This is a genomic window from Odoribacter sp. N15.MGS-14, from assembly GCF_000980245.1.
Lineage (GTDB): Bacteria > Bacteroidota > Bacteroidia > Bacteroidales > Marinifilaceae > Odoribacter > Odoribacter splanchnicus.
This window is the reverse complement of the sequence record NZ_LARE01000022.1, coordinates 23,675-42,940: the sequence shown is the minus strand read 5'-3', so window position 1 is coordinate 42,940 and position 19,266 is coordinate 23,675. Positions and strand designations below refer to the sequence as shown.

General features: G+C 47.0%; 16 protein-coding genes and 1 tRNA gene. 6 read left to right on the top strand and 11 right to left on the bottom strand.

Annotation, left to right across the window (positions count from 1 at the left end; translation table 11 throughout):
* Window positions 1–3 precede the first annotated feature (3 nt).
* From WS34_RS06925 to WS34_RS06905, 5 genes are all read right to left on the bottom strand, one after another.
* The gene (locus tag WS34_RS06925; protein ID WP_013610674.1) at window positions 4–1,044 is read right to left on the bottom strand and encodes a sensor histidine kinase; all 1,041 of its coding nucleotides are present in this window, start codon (window positions 1,042–1,044) and stop codon (window positions 4–6) included.
* A gap of 53 nt (window positions 1,045–1,097) precedes the next feature.
* Entirely contained in the window at window positions 1,098–2,318 is a 1,221-nt protein-coding gene (locus tag WS34_RS06920) for an ABC transporter permease (RefSeq protein WP_013610673.1), read from the bottom strand.
* Window positions 2,319–2,333: 15 nt separating this feature from the next.
* Window positions 2,334–3,074: an ABC transporter ATP-binding protein gene (locus WS34_RS06915; protein ID WP_046403915.1), complete on the bottom strand. Its 741-nt coding sequence runs from the start codon at window positions 3,072–3,074 to the stop codon at window positions 2,334–2,336.
* A 205-nt stretch (window positions 3,075–3,279) separates the two neighbouring features.
* A complete protein-coding gene (locus WS34_RS06910; protein ID WP_046403914.1) occupies window positions 3,280–4,488 on the bottom strand; it encodes an efflux RND transporter periplasmic adaptor subunit in 1,209 nt (402 codons plus the stop codon).
* Between the two features lie 50 nt (window positions 4,489–4,538).
* Complete coding sequence (locus WS34_RS06905; protein WP_046403517.1) at window positions 4,539–5,855, bottom strand: TolC family protein; 1,317 nt, start codon at window positions 5,853–5,855, stop codon at window positions 4,539–4,541.
* A 208-nt stretch (window positions 5,856–6,063) separates the two neighbouring features.
* Between WS34_RS06905 and WS34_RS06900 the strand changes: the two genes are divergently transcribed.
* On the top strand, window positions 6,064–7,014 hold the full coding sequence (locus WS34_RS06900) for a PCMD domain-containing protein (RefSeq protein ID WP_013610669.1): 951 nt from the start codon (window positions 6,064–6,066) through the stop codon (window positions 7,012–7,014).
* Between the two features lie 47 nt (window positions 7,015–7,061).
* On the opposite strand, the gene lpxB is transcribed toward WS34_RS06900, so the two are convergent.
* On the bottom strand, window positions 7,062–8,198 hold the full coding sequence (lpxB, locus tag WS34_RS06895) for a lipid-A-disaccharide synthase (protein ID WP_013610668.1): 1,137 nt from the start codon (window positions 8,196–8,198) through the stop codon (window positions 7,062–7,064).
* Between the two features lie 122 nt (window positions 8,199–8,320).
* Between lpxB and mtaB the strand changes: the two genes are divergently transcribed.
* From mtaB to WS34_RS06875, 4 genes are all read left to right on the top strand, one after another.
* Complete coding sequence (gene mtaB / locus WS34_RS06890) at window positions 8,321–9,607, top strand: tRNA (N(6)-L-threonylcarbamoyladenosine(37)-C(2))-methylthiotransferase MtaB (RefSeq protein ID WP_046403912.1); 1,287 nt, start codon at window positions 8,321–8,323, stop codon at window positions 9,605–9,607.
* A gap of 298 nt (window positions 9,608–9,905) precedes the next feature.
* Complete coding sequence (locus tag WS34_RS06885) at window positions 9,906–10,931, top strand: NAD-dependent epimerase/dehydratase family protein (protein ID WP_022159961.1); 1,026 nt, start codon at window positions 9,906–9,908, stop codon at window positions 10,929–10,931.
* Window positions 10,921–12,267 (top strand): Na+/H+ antiporter NhaA, encoded by a 1,347-nt coding sequence (nhaA, locus tag WS34_RS06880; protein ID WP_046403910.1) that lies wholly within the window; start codon window positions 10,921–10,923, stop codon window positions 12,265–12,267. The genes WS34_RS06885 and nhaA overlap by 11 nt, the downstream gene beginning before the upstream one ends.
* 144 nt (window positions 12,268–12,411) lie before the next feature.
* A tRNA-Ser gene (locus WS34_RS06875) sits at window positions 12,412–12,496 on the top strand.
* Between the two features lie 301 nt (window positions 12,497–12,797).
* Here WS34_RS06875 and msrB read toward each other — a convergent pair.
* From msrB to WS34_RS06850, 5 genes are all read right to left on the bottom strand, one after another.
* Window positions 12,798–13,889 carry a peptide-methionine (R)-S-oxide reductase MsrB gene (gene msrB / locus WS34_RS06870; RefSeq protein ID WP_046403929.1) on the bottom strand — a complete coding sequence of 364 codons (1,092 nt, stop codon included), beginning with the start codon at window positions 13,887–13,889 and terminating at the stop codon, window positions 12,798–12,800.
* A gap of 245 nt (window positions 13,890–14,134) precedes the next feature.
* Complete coding sequence (locus tag WS34_RS06865; RefSeq protein ID WP_022159644.1) at window positions 14,135–15,625, bottom strand: tetratricopeptide repeat protein; 1,491 nt, start codon at window positions 15,623–15,625, stop codon at window positions 14,135–14,137.
* A 285-nt stretch (window positions 15,626–15,910) separates the two neighbouring features.
* On the bottom strand, window positions 15,911–16,774 hold the full coding sequence (locus WS34_RS06860) for a nitroreductase family protein (RefSeq protein WP_087381416.1): 864 nt from the start codon (window positions 16,772–16,774) through the stop codon (window positions 15,911–15,913).
* Between the two features lie 186 nt (window positions 16,775–16,960).
* Window positions 16,961–17,860, bottom strand: coding sequence for a DUF4261 domain-containing protein (locus tag WS34_RS06855; protein ID WP_022159646.1), 900 nt, complete (start codon window positions 17,858–17,860; stop codon window positions 16,961–16,963).
* Window positions 17,861–17,918: 58 nt separating this feature from the next.
* Window positions 17,919–18,644: a DUF169 domain-containing protein gene (locus WS34_RS06850; protein ID WP_022159647.1), complete on the bottom strand. Its 726-nt coding sequence runs from the start codon at window positions 18,642–18,644 to the stop codon at window positions 17,919–17,921.
* 62 nt (window positions 18,645–18,706) lie between these two features.
* On the opposite strand from WS34_RS06850, the gene WS34_RS06845 reads away from it, so the two are divergent.
* Window positions 18,707–19,246, top strand: a complete 540-nt coding sequence (locus WS34_RS06845; protein WP_022159648.1) for a GNAT family N-acetyltransferase — start codon at window positions 18,707–18,709, stop codon at window positions 19,244–19,246.
* Window positions 19,247–19,266: the final 20 nt, after the last annotated feature.

Below are 19,266 nucleotides of genomic sequence, written 5' to 3'. Positions count from 1 at the left end.
GTTTCAACTTCCGATCTTTAATTGAGCGACAAATTTGTTTCCCTCCCGTTCTGTCCGCAAATCATATTTTCCGGGATACAATAAATCCAGTCGTTTTTTTAAATTTTCCAGTCCGATCCCCGATCCGCTCCGGTCGGTTTCTTTCTTGGGAAAATAACTGTTTTCAATATAACAGCAGATTCCTGAATTTTCCAACCAATTGAAACGGATATGAATAAAAGAAGGCTCCGTGGGGCTCACTCCGTGTTTAAAAGCGTTTTCGATCAAAGTGATAAACAACAACGGAGCGACCAGCACACCTTTCCCATCGTCCGGCAAATCGACCTTCAACTCTACATTTCCCGACAACCTCAGACTCATCAACTCGATATAACTCTTCATGAAATTCAATTCATGATCGAGCGATACGAATTTCTGATTGTCTTCATACAGCACATGCCGCAACAGCCGGCTCAGATCATGGACGGCAAACTGGGCCCGGTCAGGATCGATAGCGATCAGGGAATAAATATTATTGAGGGTATTGAACAGGAAATGAGGGTTCAGCTGGCTTTTCAGATTCTGCAATTCCGCTTCGGAACGGGCATTTTCCAATTCTTTTTTTTCTTGCTCGAGGATATACCAGTTTTCGGTCATCCGGATAGCGACACTCAGAGCCGACACCAAAGCCATCATCACTCCATCCCGGATAATAAAAACACTCCGTGGAGGAAAAGGTCTCGAATGCCTCGGTCCCTCATTGACAAAATGAATAAAATAATACTCCTGCCATCCATGTAAACATAAGCTCAGCAACACAAAAAGGAATAAATTGACAATAATAAATACCAATAACCTTTTCCGGAACAACAAGCGATCGATAAAAATAAAATAATTGGCATAAAATACAGTAATAAAAGCGATGGGAACACCGACATACCCCAGAAATTTAACCCAGGTCATCGGATTTCCCTCTTTCCAGGTGAAAAAAAGAGGGAAGCCGAATACCAATCCCCAGCCGATCACCTGGATCAGAAACTTTAAAATTTTATTCTTGTCACTCATATTACAAAGATAAAGATTTATTTGTTTATTTACCGGATCAACCGGTAAATAAACTACTCATACCGGATCGCTTCGATCGGATCGAGATTAGAAGCTTTCTGTGCCGGATACCAACCGAAGAAGATTCCCGTCACCGTACAGACCACAAACGACAGTACAACAGAATACAGCTGCACATATACCGGCCATCCCGCAACCAACTTGACCACCCACGAGGCTCCGATACCGAACACCACACCGATCAATCCACCGGTCACACTGATCAGAATCGCCTCGATCAGGAACTGGGCCAGAATATCCCGCCCCTTCGCTCCGATAGACATTCTCAGTCCGATTTCCCGGGTACGTTCGGTTACCGACACATACATGATGTTCATAATCCCGATACCGCCGACCAGTAAAGAGATCCCCGCAATACACGCCAACAACATCGTCATCATGTCCGTTGTGGAATTCATCATCGAGCTCAGTTCTTGTTGGGAACGGATGTTAAAATCATCGTCATCCGATTCTTTCAGCCTGTGATTCCTGCGCAGGATACTCGCAATCTCCTCTTCTGCCAGTTCGGTCTGATCTTCAGAAAGCGCCGAACAGAATATACTTTGTAAATGGGTGATGGCCAGGATACGTTTCTGGACGGTTGTATAAGGTGCTAAGATAAGATCATCCTGGTCCATCCCCATTGTATTATAACCTTTCGATGTCAGGACTCCGATAATACGGAAAGGTATTTTTCCGAAGCGGATAATTTGCCCCACCGGATTTTCCCCATTGGTAAACAGATTATCCACGATCGTTTTCCCGACGACACAGACTTTCGCCGATCCGAGAATATCCTCCTCCGTAAACATATCCCCTTCCGCCAGGGTATATTTACGAATTTCAAGATAATCCGGATTTATCCCATAGATACTGGTCGGATAATTATTGGATCCGTAGATCGCTTGTCCACTGCTACTCACCGATGGCGAACAAGCCGAAACATAACGGGTTTCATCGACAATCGCCTGATAATCGTCCAGTTTCAGACTTTGCATGGCAGCCGGATCTTGCCGTACCCCTCCCCGCATATCCGCACCCGGATGAATCATGATCATATTAGAACCCATCTCCGCGATCTGAGCACGGATACTCCGCTTAGATCCCTGACCGATAGCCAGCATGGTAATCACCGAAGCGACACCGATAATGATCCCCAACATCGTCAGAAATCCCCGCATCTTATTATTTCCCAGGGCCCGCAAAGCAATCCTGAATAAATTCGCAAAATTCATTGTATTTCGATTTAATTAATCCTCATTCTTCGGTAAAGCGGCCAGCGTCTCTTTGGCCGAAGCAATCTTTTCATTCCGGGTATCCTGAATCACCCGCCCATCCTTCAACACGATAGTCCGGCTGCTATACGCCGATAATTCGGGATTATGGGTGACAAAAACAATAGTCCTTCCCCGGGTATACAATTCCTGAAACAACGTCAGAATCTCGAAAGAAGTACGGGTATCCAGGTTTCCCGTAGCCTCATCGGCCAAAATCAATACCGGATCGTTCACCAACGCCCGGGCTATAGCCACCCGTTGCTGCTGTCCTCCGGACATCTGATTCGACTTATGATACAACCGGTCATGTAACCCTACCGAATCGAGCGCTTCTATCGCCCGTCTTTCCCGTTCCTTAGCCGAAACCGCCGGATTATACATCAACGGAAGCTCGACATTCTCGATCGAAGTAGTCTTCGGAAGCAGGTTATAAGACTGGAATACAAAACCGATCTTATGATTCCTCAGCTCCGCCCGCTCATTCTTTCCCATCTGCCGGACCGAATACCCGTCCAGCCAATACTCCCCGGCTGTCGGCGTATCCAGACACCCCAGCACATTCAGTAAAGTAGATTTCCCCGATCCGCTGGTCCCCATGATCGTCACGAATTCTCCTGGCTGAATAGCAAAGGATACCCCCCGCAAAGCATGTACCGTCTCATTTCCTACCAGAAAATCACGCTTGATATCTTTTAATTCAATTATAGCATTCATTGTGTGTGAGTTATTGAGTTGCTGAGTTATTGAGTTGCTGAGTTATTGAGTTACTAAGTTACTAAGTTGCTGAGTTAATGAGTTACTAAGTTCCTCTACTTTCTAAATCATCGATTTACCTTCTCCACCAATTTCCCGCAACTCCCCCTTATCTCCTCCTCCCCATCTTTTAGCCTATAGCTTCCAGCCTATAGCCTTTTACATTTTACTTCTTACTCTTCTTATCTTGTCCCGGTGGTTTCGGCATAAAGGGACTGGATTCTGTTTCTCCGGGTTGCGGAGTTCCCATCGCTTTTTTACCGGATTGTTCCATCGCCACGACAATCTCGTCTCCCTCAGCGAGACCACCGGTGATCTCCAGGAGTGAAGTCGTCGCAGTAGCCGTCTGTACTTCTTTTTCTTCCAACGTTTGTCCATTCTTCACCCACACTGTTTTCTGTAAGGCAGAATTATCCACATGGATCGGTTTCAGTACGATTCCATTAGCTTCGGTCAAAGCCTGATCGGGCATAAATTTCAATGCTTTGGGAGGAATAGTCAATACGTTATTCTTCTCCAGTGTATAAATCGACACGGTAGCCGTCAAGCCCGGTTTCAGTTTCAGATCCGGATTAGGTGCACTGATCACCACTTCGTAGGTCACCACATTCGATTCCACGGTAGCCTCCAGCCGTACCTGAGTCACAACCCCTTCGAACGCATCGTTCCGGTAGGCATCTACGGTAAAGGTAACCCGCTGTCCTTCGCGTATTTCGCCGATATCAGCCTCATCCACGTCTGCAATCACCTGCATCTCCGTCAAATCTTTAGCAATGGTAAACAAAGTCGGAGTTTCGAATCCGGCAGCCACCGTCTGTCCTTCTTCCACTTCCCTACTGATAACGACACCATCTATCGGACTGGTAATCACGGCATATCCCAAATTTCTTCTCACCTTTACAATATCGGCTTTCGACTTTTCGTAGGTACTTTTAGCCTTTTCATAATTATACGTCGCCTCTTCATAATCGCTGTCGCTGATCAGTTGCTTTTCGAACAGCACTTTACTGCGGGCATAATTTTTTTGCTGATACTCGTATTCTGCTTTGGCATTCGCCAACTGAGCCTCCTGCGATTCCAGTTCTGCCTGTAAGGTCACCTTATCCATCTCAGCAATCAGCTGCCCTTTTTTCACAACACTATTGTAGTCGACATAGATACGGTCGATGATACCCGAAACCTGCGTACCGACATCCACCTTGGTCACCGGCTCTACCGTCCCTGTCGCCACTACGACATCCGTCATCGAATTACGGGTCACTTTTTCAGTCTGAAAACTGATTTTCCCTTTTGAAGAAGTACCCATAAAGAAATATCCGCACAAGGCCAGAACTACGATAGCTCCCCCGATCGTTATTAATTTCCCTTTTTTCATATATTCTTTTTTATATTGTCATACAATCACTTGGTTCTCACATACCTCTATCATTGGATACTGATCTCTATACCCTGATAGAAATTCAACAATTGCTGATTCAGGATCGCCATATATTTGGCTTGTATCAACTCGAGCTGGGCAGCCAACAAGTTGTTTTTCTCCGTCATCAATTCTACCGTATTTTTTGCTTTCAGGAAAAACTGTTCCTGAGTAAGCTCGAAAGACAATTCTGTAGCGGTCAGATTCTCCCGGGCCGAACGGAAACGGTTCTGCGCCGATACCGCATCCTGATAAACCGTCTCTACCGATTTCAGTAATTCTTTCTGTACGTTCTCATAATTGAGTTGGGCATTCTCGATATTCAGTTTAGCCAGATTGACCGCCGTCTTGGTCGAACGTTTATTAAAAATCGGTATATTCAGCGTCAAACCGATATTTTCACTCCAATTGTGTTTCGTCTGCGTCCCGAACCCCGTGCCGATACCCGAAGCATGACTGGTTCCTAAACCGGCAGACAAGGTAACGTTAGGTAAATATCCCGCCCACGCTTTCTCCTTCTCCAGATTCGCTACCCGGATATTCAATTGGTTGTATTTCACTTCCGGCATGATTCCCAGCGAAGTCAGGTAAACACTCTCTTTAGACGGTAAAACGACCAACACGCTTTCATCTGTCAATTGCGGAATAGCCAGTTCCATCTGGTCGTTCACCCCTAATTCGAGCAATTGTTTCAATTCCAGCTGAGCGTTTGCGAGCGTTGTCCGGGCTACAACCAACTGATATTTATCGGTGGCATACTGAGCTTCCAGCTGAGCGAGATCGGCTTTCGATAATGCTCCAGCCTCCAATAAAGCTTTGCCACGATCCCGCTGGGCTTTGGAAACTTCTACCGTCCCTTCGTTAATTTTCACCGCTTCGTCAGCATACAATACCTGGACAAATGCTTGGGTAATCGCCAGTTCGATGTTATTTTCAGATTCCTTGATCGTCAACCCCTGCACCTCATTTTGCAGGTCCATCTGTTGTACGTTCTTCCGGATTTTTCCTCCTTCGAACAGAGATACGGAAGAATTCAGGTTATAACTTCCGGAATACGAATTTTTATCACCGGCTTCGGGACGGGGACGGTTCACATAATTGTGAGCCGTTGTAAAAGAAAGAGAAGGCAGCCGGTCCGCTTTAGCCTGCTTCGTATTTTCTAAACTTTCTTCCCATGCGATCCGACTTTGCCGAATCTGAATATTATGTGCCCGGGCATAATTAATGCAGGATTTCAAATCCCACACAGCCGGTTTTTCCTGAGCCATCACCGGGGCGGACAACACGACCAGTCCCAGGACTATCCCTTTCCAATATGCATTCATAATGTATCTTTTAAGTTCATTTTCACGTTACAAATGTATTTTCTGTTCTCCACCCCTACAATTTAAATATATACATTCCCCCTTTTTCACGACGAATCCCCCGATTCACCCGATAATTATTTTAGCATTTACATATTTTCACATTAATATTGGCATCTTTTTTGTTAGCAAAGGGGCAATACATCTATTTCAATTAAAATCTGTTACTATGAAACCGATATACAGCCTGTTTATTATGCTATCCTTTGCCGGACAGTTGCGTGCACAAAACGATACCACCGAATTATTTCCTTACGGAGATATGAATCAGTGGATGGTACGGGTAGTCGACGAATCCCTTGTTATCGGAGGAAATACAAAATATCTGTATGAGATCACACCGGGCGATACGCTGAAAAACAACACCCCTTATAAGAATAGTATATCTCCGTGGGCTACGTCGACCGTCATGGCTAAAGTCAGCGGAGTGGTGAAAGCCAGTGTAACCGTATTCCCGGAGAAAAGGGATTCCGGTTATTGTGCCCGGCTCGAAACCCGTATGGAACGCGTCAAAGTGCTTGGATTGATCAATATATCGGTATTAGCCACCGGAACGATATTTGTCGGTGAAGTGATGGAACCCGTGCGGGACACTAAAAATCCGCAAAGCAAACTCAATAACAATATTCCTTTCACGAAACGACCGAAAGCCCTGGAATTCGATTATAAAGTAGAGCCGGGCGGGAAACAGATCAAAGCGACAGGTTTCAGCCGTATCGTCGATATCCCGGAACAGAATAATGCCGAAGCCAGCCTATTGCTGCAATACCGCTGGGAAGACGAAAAAGGGAATCTGTTTGCCAAACGCGTCGGCACAGCCTACGAACGTTATGACCAGGAAGTAAAAGAATGGCAAAACGGCCATCGGATAGAAATCCATTACGGAGATATTACCGGAAAGGATTTTTACCAGCCTTATATGGACCTGGTAAAAGGTGAATCGACACAATATGCCGCCAATAGCCAGGGGAAGATCGTCCCCATCCAGGAGATCGGCTGGGCCTCTCCCGACACTACTCCCACCCACATTATCCTCCGTTTCTCCTCCGGCCATGGCGGAGCCTACATCGGTGCCCCGGACGCCAAATTCTGGATCGATAATGTAAAACTGGTTTACTAAAATATCAAAAGCACATAATAACTACAAAGTTATATTAAAACCCGGCTTTAACCGATTAAATTCTTAGCATCCCGTACCATCATTTTAGCAAACCGGGCCGAAGCTCCGGGTTGCCCTAAACGGCGGATCACCTCATCGTAATTCCGGAGCATTTTCTCCCGGTCACGTTCGCTGTACAGGATACGGGAGAGCTCGTTGAGGATATTTCTTTCGGTCAGCCGGTGCATCATCAGCTCTTTGACGACTTCCCCACCGAAAATCAGGTTGACTAACGAAATATAGTCTACTTTAACGAAGGTCTTGAACAAATAATAACTCAACCTACCTCCTTCACCATTGTAACAAACCACTTGGGGAATACGCAGTAAAGCCGTTTCCAGGGTCGCCGTACCCGAGGTAACCAGAGCCGCTTTCGCCTGACTCAACAAACGATAAGTCTGCCCATACAAAATACGTACCTCCCGTCCCTTCAGGTAAGGAGCATAATCGGCATCCGACATCGAAGGAGCCCCGGCGATCACAAACTGATAATCGGGGAAATGATCCACCATCCGAAGCATTGCCGGCAGCACATAACGCAGCTCCTGGCTCCGGCTGCCGGCCAGTAAAGCGATGATCGGTTTATCCGGTAAATCGTTCGCTTTTATAAACCCGGCAAAAGTCTCCTCCCGGTAAGGCCGGGCATCGATCGCATCCACCAGCGGATTACCTCCGTATTCCACCGTATAATGATAGCGCCCGTAAAAATCCGTTTCAAAAGGAAAAATCGTATACATCCGGTCGACATACCGCTTGATCTTTTTTACGCGCCCGGTATTCCAGGCCCACAACTTCGGCGAAATGTAATAAAATACTTTCAAACCGATCCCTTTGGCAAACCGGGCAATACGCAGGTTGAAACCGGCATAATCCACCAGGATCACCACGTCCGGCTTCCAACTCCGGATATCCTCACAACACAAGCGGATATTGGCCTTGATCTTACCGAGATTCTTCAATACGGTCAGAAATCCCATGATAGCCGTATCTTTGTAATGCCGGACGATCTCCGCTCCTGCCTCACGCATCAGGTCCCCGCCCCACCCCCGGATGTCGGCTTCCGGATCTTCAGCCCGCAATCCCCGGATTAAATTCGACGCATGCAAATCGCCCGATGCTTCCCCTGCTATAATATAATAACGCATAAAAGGTAAAGGTTAAAAGTAAAAAATAAAAACTCAACAGTACTGTACAAAGATAGCAAATTACAAGCCAAATCATTACTTTTGCAAGCGATTATAGAAATTTAATAGCAGTCGGTACAAATATGAATATTGCAGGGAAGAAAGTCGCTTATATCACCTTGGGTTGTAAACTGAACTTTTCAGAAACGTCTACCATCAGGCACAGCCTTGAAAAAGAAGGCACTGAAACCGTAGCCGATAAAGAAGGCGCCGATATCTTTGTGATCAATACCTGTAGCGTGACCGATATGGCCGAAAAAAAAGGCCGGCAGTTGATCCGTAAAATTATTCACCACAACCCGGGCGCCTATATCGTAGTTGTCGGATGTTATGCCCAGCTCAGAGCGAAAGAAATCATGGCTATCGACGGAGTGAGCCTGGTATTGGGGGCCGGAGAAAAATTCAATGTCGCCCACTATCTGCAACACCTCGAAGAACAGGAAAAGCAAGAACCTCACTCGTGTGATATTTTCAAAATCAGCAATTTCGACCTGGCCTACTCTTTCGGCGACCGTACCCGTTGTTTCCTGAAAATCCAGGACGGTTGCGACTATTTCTGTACTTATTGCACCATTCCTTTTGCCCGCGGAAGAAGCCGGAGTGCCAGTCTGCCGCGGATCCTCGACGCTCTCCGCGAGGTGGCCGGCAAAGGGATCCAGGAAGTGATACTCACCGGTGTCAATACCGGCGATTTCGGCCGGGGCACGGATATGAATTTCTTACAACTATTGCAACAACTCGACCGCCAGGAAGAGATTGCCAGGTTCAGGATTTCTTCTATCGAGCCCAACCTGCTGACCGACGAAATCATTGAATTTGTAGCAACCTCCAAGCGCTTCATGCCCCATTTCCATATCCCCTTGCAATCGGGTAACGACGAAGTGTTGAAGCTCATGCACCGGCGTTATGACCGGGAATTATTCGCCGGTAAGATCCGCACCATCCGCCACCTGCTACCGGATGCTTTTATCGGCGTCGATGTCATAGCCGGCATGCGGGGTGAAACCGAAGCCTGTTTCGAAGACGCCCTCCGGTTCATCGAGACGCTCGACATTTCACGGCTTCACGTATTCCCTTATTCCGAACGCCAGGGAACCAAAGCGCTGGATATCCCCCTGATCGTTCCTCAGGAAGAAAAACACCGGCGGGTAAACCGGCTGATTTCCGTATCACAAAAAAAATTAACCGCTTTCTATCACCGGTTCGAAGGGGAAACCCGTCCTGTATTGTTCGAAGACAACAAAATCGAACAGTATATCTGCGGATTCACAGACAATTATATCAAAGTAAAACTCCCCTACGATGCCGGATTAGCCAACCGGATTATTCCCATCCGGCTAGAAAAAGGGCTCTTTTGTGAAGACGAATAAACAACTCATAATAAAGTGATTAACCCCATACACAAAAGGCACATACTTATTGTGTCTAATTAACAATATTTAATTTGAAGCGTTCACAATTAGTATTACCTTTGTATAAGAATCAATTTCATAGTTTGTTTCTGTTTAGGGTTAGTAATTTAAGTCGTCAATTCATGGCGACTTAATTTTTTTATTTCATCCGATATACCTATTTTTGTTATAAATACTTTTTAACTTTGTATCAAAAATATAAACATCGATTGTTAAGTAATCAGCAATTTACTTTTTAATTAAAGCAACGAACCTAATGCAAGTTTTAATTACCGGAAGTGCCGGATTTATCGGTTACCACCTCGCAAAAGCTCTTGCCCGGCAAGGCATAGCCACTTATGGCATCGACTCGATAAACAGTTATTACGACGTATCCCTGAAAAAAGCCCGTTTAAAAGCATGCGGAATCGATCTTTCCCGTCAAGAACAGGAATACCGCTCTACCCTTTACCCCAATTATACGTTCAGGCAAATGGACCTCTGTGACAAACCTGCCCTCGACGCACTTTTCGCTTCCCGGGCCTTCGATACGGTAATCAACCTGGCTGCACAAGCCGGAGTACGTTATAGCCTCGAACATCCGGAGACCTACATCGACAGCAATGTGTCGGGTTTTCTGCATATATTGGAAGGCTGCCGCCACCATCATATTCCCCGTCTGATTTTCGCTTCTTCGTCATCGGTATATGGCAATTCGACCGAAGTACCGTTCCGCGAAGATGCGCGGGCCGATCATCCGGTCAGTATCTACGCCGCCACCAAAAAGAGTAACGAACTGATGGCCTATACCTACTCCCGGCTCTACGGCCTCCAGACCGTCGGACTACGCTTTTTCACCGTTTATGGTCCCTGGGGACGCCCGGACATGGCACCGATGCTTTTCGGCCGATCTATCCTGGAAGATAAACCGATCCGGATATTCAACGAGGGACGTTTATCCCGGGATTTCACATATATCGACGATATTATCGCCGGGATCGTCACAATACTCGACCACCCGGGCTTAGTGCGGGAAGATGTCCCGGGAGTACCGGCCGTCATCTATAACATCGGTCACGGTTCTCCGGTTCAGCTCATGGATTTTATCGGACTCCTGGAACAACATCTGGGTAAAACCGCCCGGAAAGAATTCGTCGGCATGCAACCCGGAGATGTGTATCAGACCTGGGCAGACACCACCAAACTCCATACCGATTATAATTACAGGGCCACCACCTCACTCGGGAAAGGAATCGAACAGTTTGCCCTCTGGTTCAAAAAAATGAAAACTTATGGATTATAATATATTCAAATCGCCCCTACGTCACTTTATCAAAGCAAAGATAAACGGTGGGGCCGTCTTGCTTTTCGTTGCCGCAGCCGCAATGATCATAGCTAATACACCCTTACGCGAAACCTACGATGCCTTTTTTGCCAAAGAGGTCATTTTGCAATTCGGAGACATCAATCTCTTTCACGTCCACGGTGGGAATATGACCTTCATGTCCCTGATCAACGATGCGCTGATGGCTATCTTCTTCTTCTCCGTCGGTTTGGAAATCAAACGGGAGATCCTGGTCGGCGAACTCTCTTCACCCCGCAAAGCTTTACTTCCGGTTGTCGCAGCTTGCGGAGGAATGCTCGTCCCCATCCTCATCTTTTCCCTGATTTGCCCCGAAGGCCCTGCCAGCCGGGGAGCCGCCATCCCGATGGCCACGGATATCGCTTTCTCATTGGGAGTATTATCCTTACTAGGGAAACGCATCCCCCTGAGCCTGAAAATCTTCCTGACCACTTTCGCCGTAGTAGACGATATCGGTGGCATCATTGTCATCGGAGCCTTTTACAGCAGTAATCTGATCCTGGAATACTTGCTTTGGGCATTAGGGATTATTTTCATTCTGTGGATAGGCGGTAAAGCCGGAATCAACAGCAAGCTGTTTTATATCTTCTTCGGCATCGTCGTGTGGTACTTATTCCTGAATTCGGGGATTCATCCGACCATCGCCGGTGTCATCGTAGCCTTCACCGTCCCGGCACGTCCCAAGCTGAACATCTACAAATATGTCGGAGAAATCCGGGCCAGCTTGCAAAAGCTTCCCGAAACCGCCGACATGGCCAATAATAAATACATGCTGAGCAACTCGGAACGCGCTATCCTCCGTCATGTCGAATCGGCCTCCGACAAAGTGATCAGTCCCTTGCAATCGATGGACGATAACCTGCATCCCCTGGTCAACTACGTGGTGATGCCTCTCTTTGCCTTCGCCAACGCCAGCATCTCTTTCGAACATTTCACCCTGGCCGACATCGAAGGAGTGACACTCAGCGTATTCATCGCCCTCGTCCTGGGCAAACTGCTCGGCATCTTCTCATTCACATGGCTGGCCGTGAAAAGCAAATTACTGAACATGCCGGAACACATGGATGCCCGTAGCCTTCTCGGTGTATCCATGTTGGGCGGAATCGGCTTCACCGTCTCCCTGTTCATCGCCAACCTCTCCTATGCCGGGCTCCCCGACATCGGTCCCACCCTGCTCAACCAAGCCAAATTAGGTATCATCAGCGGTTCCGTATTCGCCGGTCTCGCCGGTTACCTGTTGCTAAAACATTTCTATAAAAATCCCCGGAACCGATAAATCTATCGGTTCCGATAAAATTTTGTATATCAATCTATTAAAACAAAACAACTAAATCACAACGATCACCCCAATGACCAATTACAAAAAAACTCTTATTATTTTGTTTTTTTTCAAAATTCATTCTATCTTCGCATCCGCATTGGAGAGGTGGCAGAGTGGTCGATCGCGGCGGTCTTGAAAACCGTTGACTGTCACAGGTCCGGGGGTTCGAATCCCTCCCTCTCCGCTGAAAATCAAAGAGTTAGCTAAAACTGACTCTTTTTTATTTGTGGCAAATTGAAGGGGAAAAGGTATTTTGAGGTAAAATCTGGGCTCGCCCGGATAGTGTACCCCAAAGTGTGTAAATCCCAGTAATTTTTATTTTTGTAATGACGAATTTCAAAAATGAATTATTATGGAATTTACACAGGAACAAATCTCGGAAATAATTCTCCGGTTGAAACTCTCCGATTTTCAGTCCTTAGCAATCATGGCTTGTAAACGCCTGTTGTACAGAAGTAAATTTACACACTTAGGGAAATACGATCTTATTTTTTGTCCAACAAGGGTAAATATGCCCCATACCCCTGGGCTTCCATGTCCTCTTTGGGAATAAAACGCAGAGAAGCGCTGTTGATACAATAGCGTAATCCGCCCCGGTCTTTCGGACCGTCGTTAAACACATGTCCGAGATGAGCATCACCCGTCTTGCTGCGTACTTCAGTCCGGCGCATACCATGGGAAGTGTCGGTCTTTTCATCGATCAGCCCCTGGTCGATAGGTTTGGAAAAACTCGGCCATCCGCAACCCGAATCGAACTTATCAGCCGATATAAAAAGCGGTTCACCCGTTGTGATATCTACATAAATCCCTTCCCGGTATTCGTTCCAATAGGCATTTTGAAAGGGCGGTTCCGTGGCATTTTTCCGGGTAACGGCATATTGTTCGGGGGATAATGTTTTTTTCAGGGTCGCATCGTCCTGACGGCGGTAAACCGTCTGCGGGGGGTTCATCCCTTCACCGGCCGGCCGGAGATTGGCCTGACGGGCAAGCCCGAACAGAGCCGGATCGATATGACAATATCCACCGGGATTCTTGTCCAGATAATCCTGGTGATAACCTTCGGCCGGATAAAAATTGTCCAAAGGTTTTACTTCTATCGCCAAAGGACGATCGTATCGTTTCGACAGTTCGTCCACGGCCCGGACAATCACCTCACGGTCAGCAGGGTCCGTATAATAAATCCCGGTACGGTATTGGGTACCGCGATCGTTGCCTTGTTTATTCAGGCTAGTGGGGTCTATGGTTTTAAAATAAAGGCCGAGCAACAGAGGTAATCCCACTTCGGCCGGATCGTAAACCACCTTCACAGCCTCGGCAGCCCCGGTCCGTCCGCTACATACCTGCCGGTAATCCGGATCGGCAACGGTACTGTTTGCATAACCGACCTGAGTGGCTTCCACTCCCCGGATCTGTTTCATAAAATGCTCTGTTCCCCAAAAGCATCCCCCTGCCAGATAAATTTCTTTCTGATTTTCCATAGTCGTCAATTCCTGTGTTTTACCCTTACCTGCCTTACTCTGACCTGTACATCCGAAAGCTGCAAATAAGGCTAGACAAATCATCATCGTATTCTTCATCATCTTCCTTTCCCCAAGGGTTAATAACCGATAATATATCGTAACCGCCCCCCACAAAGTTTCAAAAACATATTAAAACTCCTCCTTTTACCTCCGAATCCTTCTTCTATTTTCCCCAGGACTTCGAAACAGGCCTTGTCTAAAGGTTTGCACCGGATACCGGAATCCCCATCGGCACGACAATCCGCAAATTCTACGATACGGCGGACCGATTCGCCGGGGACAACGGAATCTCCGGCATAGGATCAACCGACATTTGCCAGGGCTACCAAACGACTCTCCGGCCGAAATTCGGCCAAATAGAAAGGATAGGAATATTGCCCCAGCAGACTGCTTGCCTGCTCCATAAAAGCAGGGGCATCGTAAAGCAGCAAATCGATGTATAAATTATCGCGCCCCATAGTTCCTCCCAATAAGATTCCGATCTCACGGCCGGATCCCTTTTTACCGAGTACTTCTGCCGTCAACCGGTCTTCGATCTCATAGCGGAGTTTCAACATCCCGGAACGATCGGCTTCTCCCACCGGCATCACCAAAAATACCGCCTTGCTCCCGCATGCAGCCAACTTATCGGCATTCTCCGTCTCCCCATTGAAATAATCCTGCAGAAGATCGGAAAAACAGGTAGTCCCGATGACCATATCATAACGTAAATCCTTAACGGTATCGAATTCCATTCTATAAACACTATAACGCTCGTCAGGACGGGTAAGAATCTCTTTTTTAGCTTCTTCGAGCGCTACGGTCATACAAGCTTCCAGCCTGGTAAGGGGAAACATGCCTGCTTCCATCCCATCCGCCTTGTCGACATTACCGATATAGATATGCGACAGCGCCTCACCGATCGTCAGCTCCATCATGATATAAAAAGCATTGTAACAAGAATTATCGTCGAGAGAACAAAGTTGTTCATCATAAAAACGGATATCGAAATAATTCTGGTCTTCCTTATATTTCAATCCTACCATCACCTCATCCAACTGCACGTCTTTACCGTACATCTGAAATCCGAAACTCTCCCCATGAGTGCCCTGCATGCAAGGAAAGAAATGCCATTTTCCGCGGAACTGCTCCGGCATCTGCTCCACCAACCAGGGCAACAGATAAAAGAGATAGTTCTTCCCTTCGATGGTGAAGGTAAATTCATAATCACCACCGAGATTAAAATTCAGCTCGCCGGAGATCAGCTGTACTCCTCCGGAAATAAAATCCACCATTTTATCCACGTCCTCCTCTCCCCGTTTTTCAATCATAGCAGCCAACCGGGGTTCATTGTCCGTAAACCATTGCCAGAATTCAGCCGTACGCTGCCGGAAGGTCTTGCCCCCGGTCATCGCTTCAGGGGTCGTCAGGCGGGCATTCAGTTTCTTTACTTTTCCCCCGGGTGTCAGCTCTTCGTCACACCATCCCAAAAACATACGGGCATCCTGATCGTCAGGGGTGAGCCGCAATACCTGTTCGAACCTTTCTTTAGCCTGCCCGAACCGATCACTATAGTAATATGCATACCCCAGACGGTAATGCCACAAGGGATCGTGCTGCCCTTCCGCTTCCACGGTCAATAACACTTCAGCAGCCGTCTCGTAATCTTCCAGGTTGTTCAAAGCCCTGGCCAATTGCCCGGTCAAATCGTAATCACGTTCTTCTTCAGGAAGAGCCAGTATGGCATCTACTATTTTCTGAAATTCATCGTCTTCGTGCCACCGGGCCAATTGCTTCAAAAATTTTTTATCCATATCGTTCCGTGTATCATGCCAAAACAGTCGGAAATATCGAATCACCCCGGCAAAAGTTTTACAGGAAATTCGGCCGCCACAACTCTTCAGCTTGTTTTTAATATTTTGTATAACCAGCACCTATCCTGTCGTCCCAGATAAACACTTGTCGATAAATATAAAAAACAAATCTGAAAAATCGCAGGCTTCACTACAATTTATTGCACGACCTCCCGGGACCACCGTGATTTTATAAAATATGGAGTAATTTATTTGAAACTATTCGATAGGATACAAAAGTTGCAGCTATAATCTATTTACTTTCAAATCCTTCCGGTCTATATAATTTTTATAACGGAAAGCGGGCATTCCCAAAGCCATTCCGGCATATATTTTTCCATCGATCCCCAATTTCTTTTCCAATGTCCCTTTTTTATCCTGCTCTATGGCCGAGCAGACAAATCCGGTATAAAACTGGCTTACTCCCAGACACTCAGCCATCAGCGAGGCATTCTGATAAGCCAGATTGGCATCCTGATAACCGAAACGGCTGGTCCGGGGAGCATGGATGAACACAACCGCTTTGGCTTTTCGCAGGATGAGATCGTTTCCTTTGGTATCCTCCCGCAACAAGCGTTCGAATACAGGGATATACCGGAAAGCATCGGGCATAAGCCATTTTACCAAAGGAGTCAATAAAGGATTCTGCATCTTTTTGAGTGCATTTTTGAATACTCCTAAAGTAAATCCGGTGATTTCCCGTAACCGGACCGGATCGGTAACTACTGTAAAACCGATCTGCTGGGCATTGCTTGCGGTAGGAGCACGGTGAGCAGCCTCCAGGATCTGTTGTAGCAACTCTTCGGGGACAGACTGAGCGGTGAAGGCCCGGTTGGAGCGCCTGGCTTTACACAACAGCATCATCTGAGCAGGTGCCGGGTAATCGGAGTAATCGAATTCGTGTACCTTCCCGGCAGGAAATCCGGAATGTTCTACTGCACCGGTAGGGCAAACGGCCACACAGTGTCCGCATACGATACAATTTTGCCATTCTTTCACTTCCACTTCCCCGGCAGCCTTTGCTTGCTGCAGAATCATCGAAGGACAAACCCTGACGCATTTGCCACAACGGATACATTTTTCCTGATCGATTTTTAATGTCAATTCCATCACGTGTTATTTATAAAGTTTAGCCCCCTGCCGAACTATCACAGTTTTTGACATACGGGACAATAGTATACCGTACCGCCGAGATATGTTTCGCGGATAATCTCATGTAGCCTGCCGGCCGATAATGGTAGATTCGGGTATTTCTATCATGGAGTTCGGATTAGGATAATGAAACCGATCCCCGGTTTACTCCGGACGATTGCCGGAAGCATATTCTCCGGGGCAGATATCCATCACTTCCCGTTCGGGTTGCAGCAAAGCCTTCTCATAGCGACAAGGCCAGTGTACTTCGGCACTCAATTGCCCGTCTTTGAGTCCACCGATGGTCTCCCCCGGTTTTACGGGAGCATCGTGCCCGAAGAGATAGCCGACGGCACGATAAGCATGATCTACCACATCGTTGGGATCGAGGCCGTGGAAATGATATTGTACATCGGGTAAACCGACAGCATATAGCCCTAAGGAATCTACCATCATATCCTCCGTACCCTGGATATTGAAAAAACGGATATTCACTCCAAAATACAGAAAACGGTCATCTCCCCGGTACGGATTATTCAGCAACTGTTGCCGGGTAAGCAGTTTACCGCTAGCCGGGATCCATACTCCCACACAATCATCGAATAGCTCCAAAGCAATTTCCAGCCAGCGGGCGAGCATACGGCAACGAAGCTTGTATTCCAATCCGGCAGCCAGGAAATCGGAAAGCATCAGTTTATACTTACAACTGTCCAGCAATTTTTCCCCATCCGGACAATCCCACAACTGGGAACGTTGCATCCGGTCGACAGAAGCCGGATCGAAAGGTGTGAAATCGGCCATCAATACCTGAGCCGGAATAACCTTTTTATCTTTTTTGTATTCTACCGGAAAATCAGCGATGGCAAAAGTAGCCAACGAATGATCGACATCCGCTACCAGATCGACCTGCCCGAATTCTTTCTGCAACCTACCGAGGATCTTTTTCCCTTCCGGCCGTTTCCCCTTTTCCCGAAATAACAAATGCATTTGATACAATGCCTGAAATGTTCCTTTTTCCTCCAGGTTTTGCCGGAGTACTTCCTGCCCGTTATCCGATGTTCCCATAATGATGTGCTTGATATTTCCGCCAAAGATATAAAATCTGTCCGGTCTTTTTCATCCTTTATTCCGCATTCTTCACCCGGTTTATCCGTTCCCTTACTTTTGCCCAGGCCGGTGTACCGAAGAGGCAGCTTTCACGCATCGTGTCGTACATTACCCTAAACCGTGACATAGGAATGGTAAAGCTCAGGATATCCGCTTCAAACCAAGGCCGTACCGAAGGATCGAAGAACCCCAGAAAAGTTCGTTTCCCTCCCATCCGGTTTTCCAGAACGGCCTGGGTCACAACAGAACAACAACCCGATCCGAACATAGCCATTACCGTATCCGGACTATTATTATCGAAATAAGCCCAGGTAGTCAAACCCGACAATATATCCGGTGTAGCTAAAAACAAGATGCCTTCCAAGCCGTCGAAATGCTCTACCCGATCGATCCGGGCAAAATGCAAATATTTTTTCTCTGCGCGGGGAATCCCCAACTCATCGACAAATTCCTTTACCATTCCGGGAGTTTTCTTGTATTTCTCCTTTAACGACACAAAACCCGGAACATGTTCGGGCATCGGAGCAAATCCGGTATAAAACTTTCCTCCCCCACATCCGATGACTTCCGCATTCAAACTAATCGTATTGCCGGCACGAACCTCTTGCATACCTTTAAAAAAACACCCGCCGATCTTTTCGGTATGCCCGGTCTCTTCGTCGGAATACCAAAATACAACCGGCAGTCCGGCCGCTTCGCCGAAAGCTTCCCGATAATTTTCTATAAACTTTTCAATTTCCATTTTTGCCGTTTTATTGTTTATGTCAAATATACGCATTATATTGGTCCCAAAACGAAATAGGGATGAAAAATAAATCTTCATTTACCGTCCGGCAGGAACGCGAAGCAGAGTTCCCGGCTATTTACGAGCTTATCCGGACAGCTTTCGCAACAGCAGAAGTCAGCGACGGAGACGAGCAGGATTTTGCAAACCGTCTGCGCATCCATGGGAATTATATTCCCGAACTAGCCCTGGTCGCGGAATGCCAAGGGAAATTAATCGGCCATATTATGCTGACCCGGACCGTAGTCACCCAAGATGACGGCACTCCATACGAAGCTTTGATGATAGCACCCTTATCCGTCGTTTTGGACTACCGCAATCAGGGTGTCGGATCGGCCTTGCTCAAAGAAGGCTTACGACTTGCCCAAAGTATGGGTTACCGGGCAGCTTTTCTTTGCGGCAATCCGGCCTACTACGGACGTTTCGGTTTCAAAGCGATCGGAGAATACGGTATCCGGCAAGCCGGTCTGCCGGAAGAATTAGCGCCCTATTTTATGGTCCACGAACTGATTCCGGGTAGCCTGAAATCTGTCCATGGCACAATCGATCTTCATGCTTAACCTCAAAACGATTATTTACG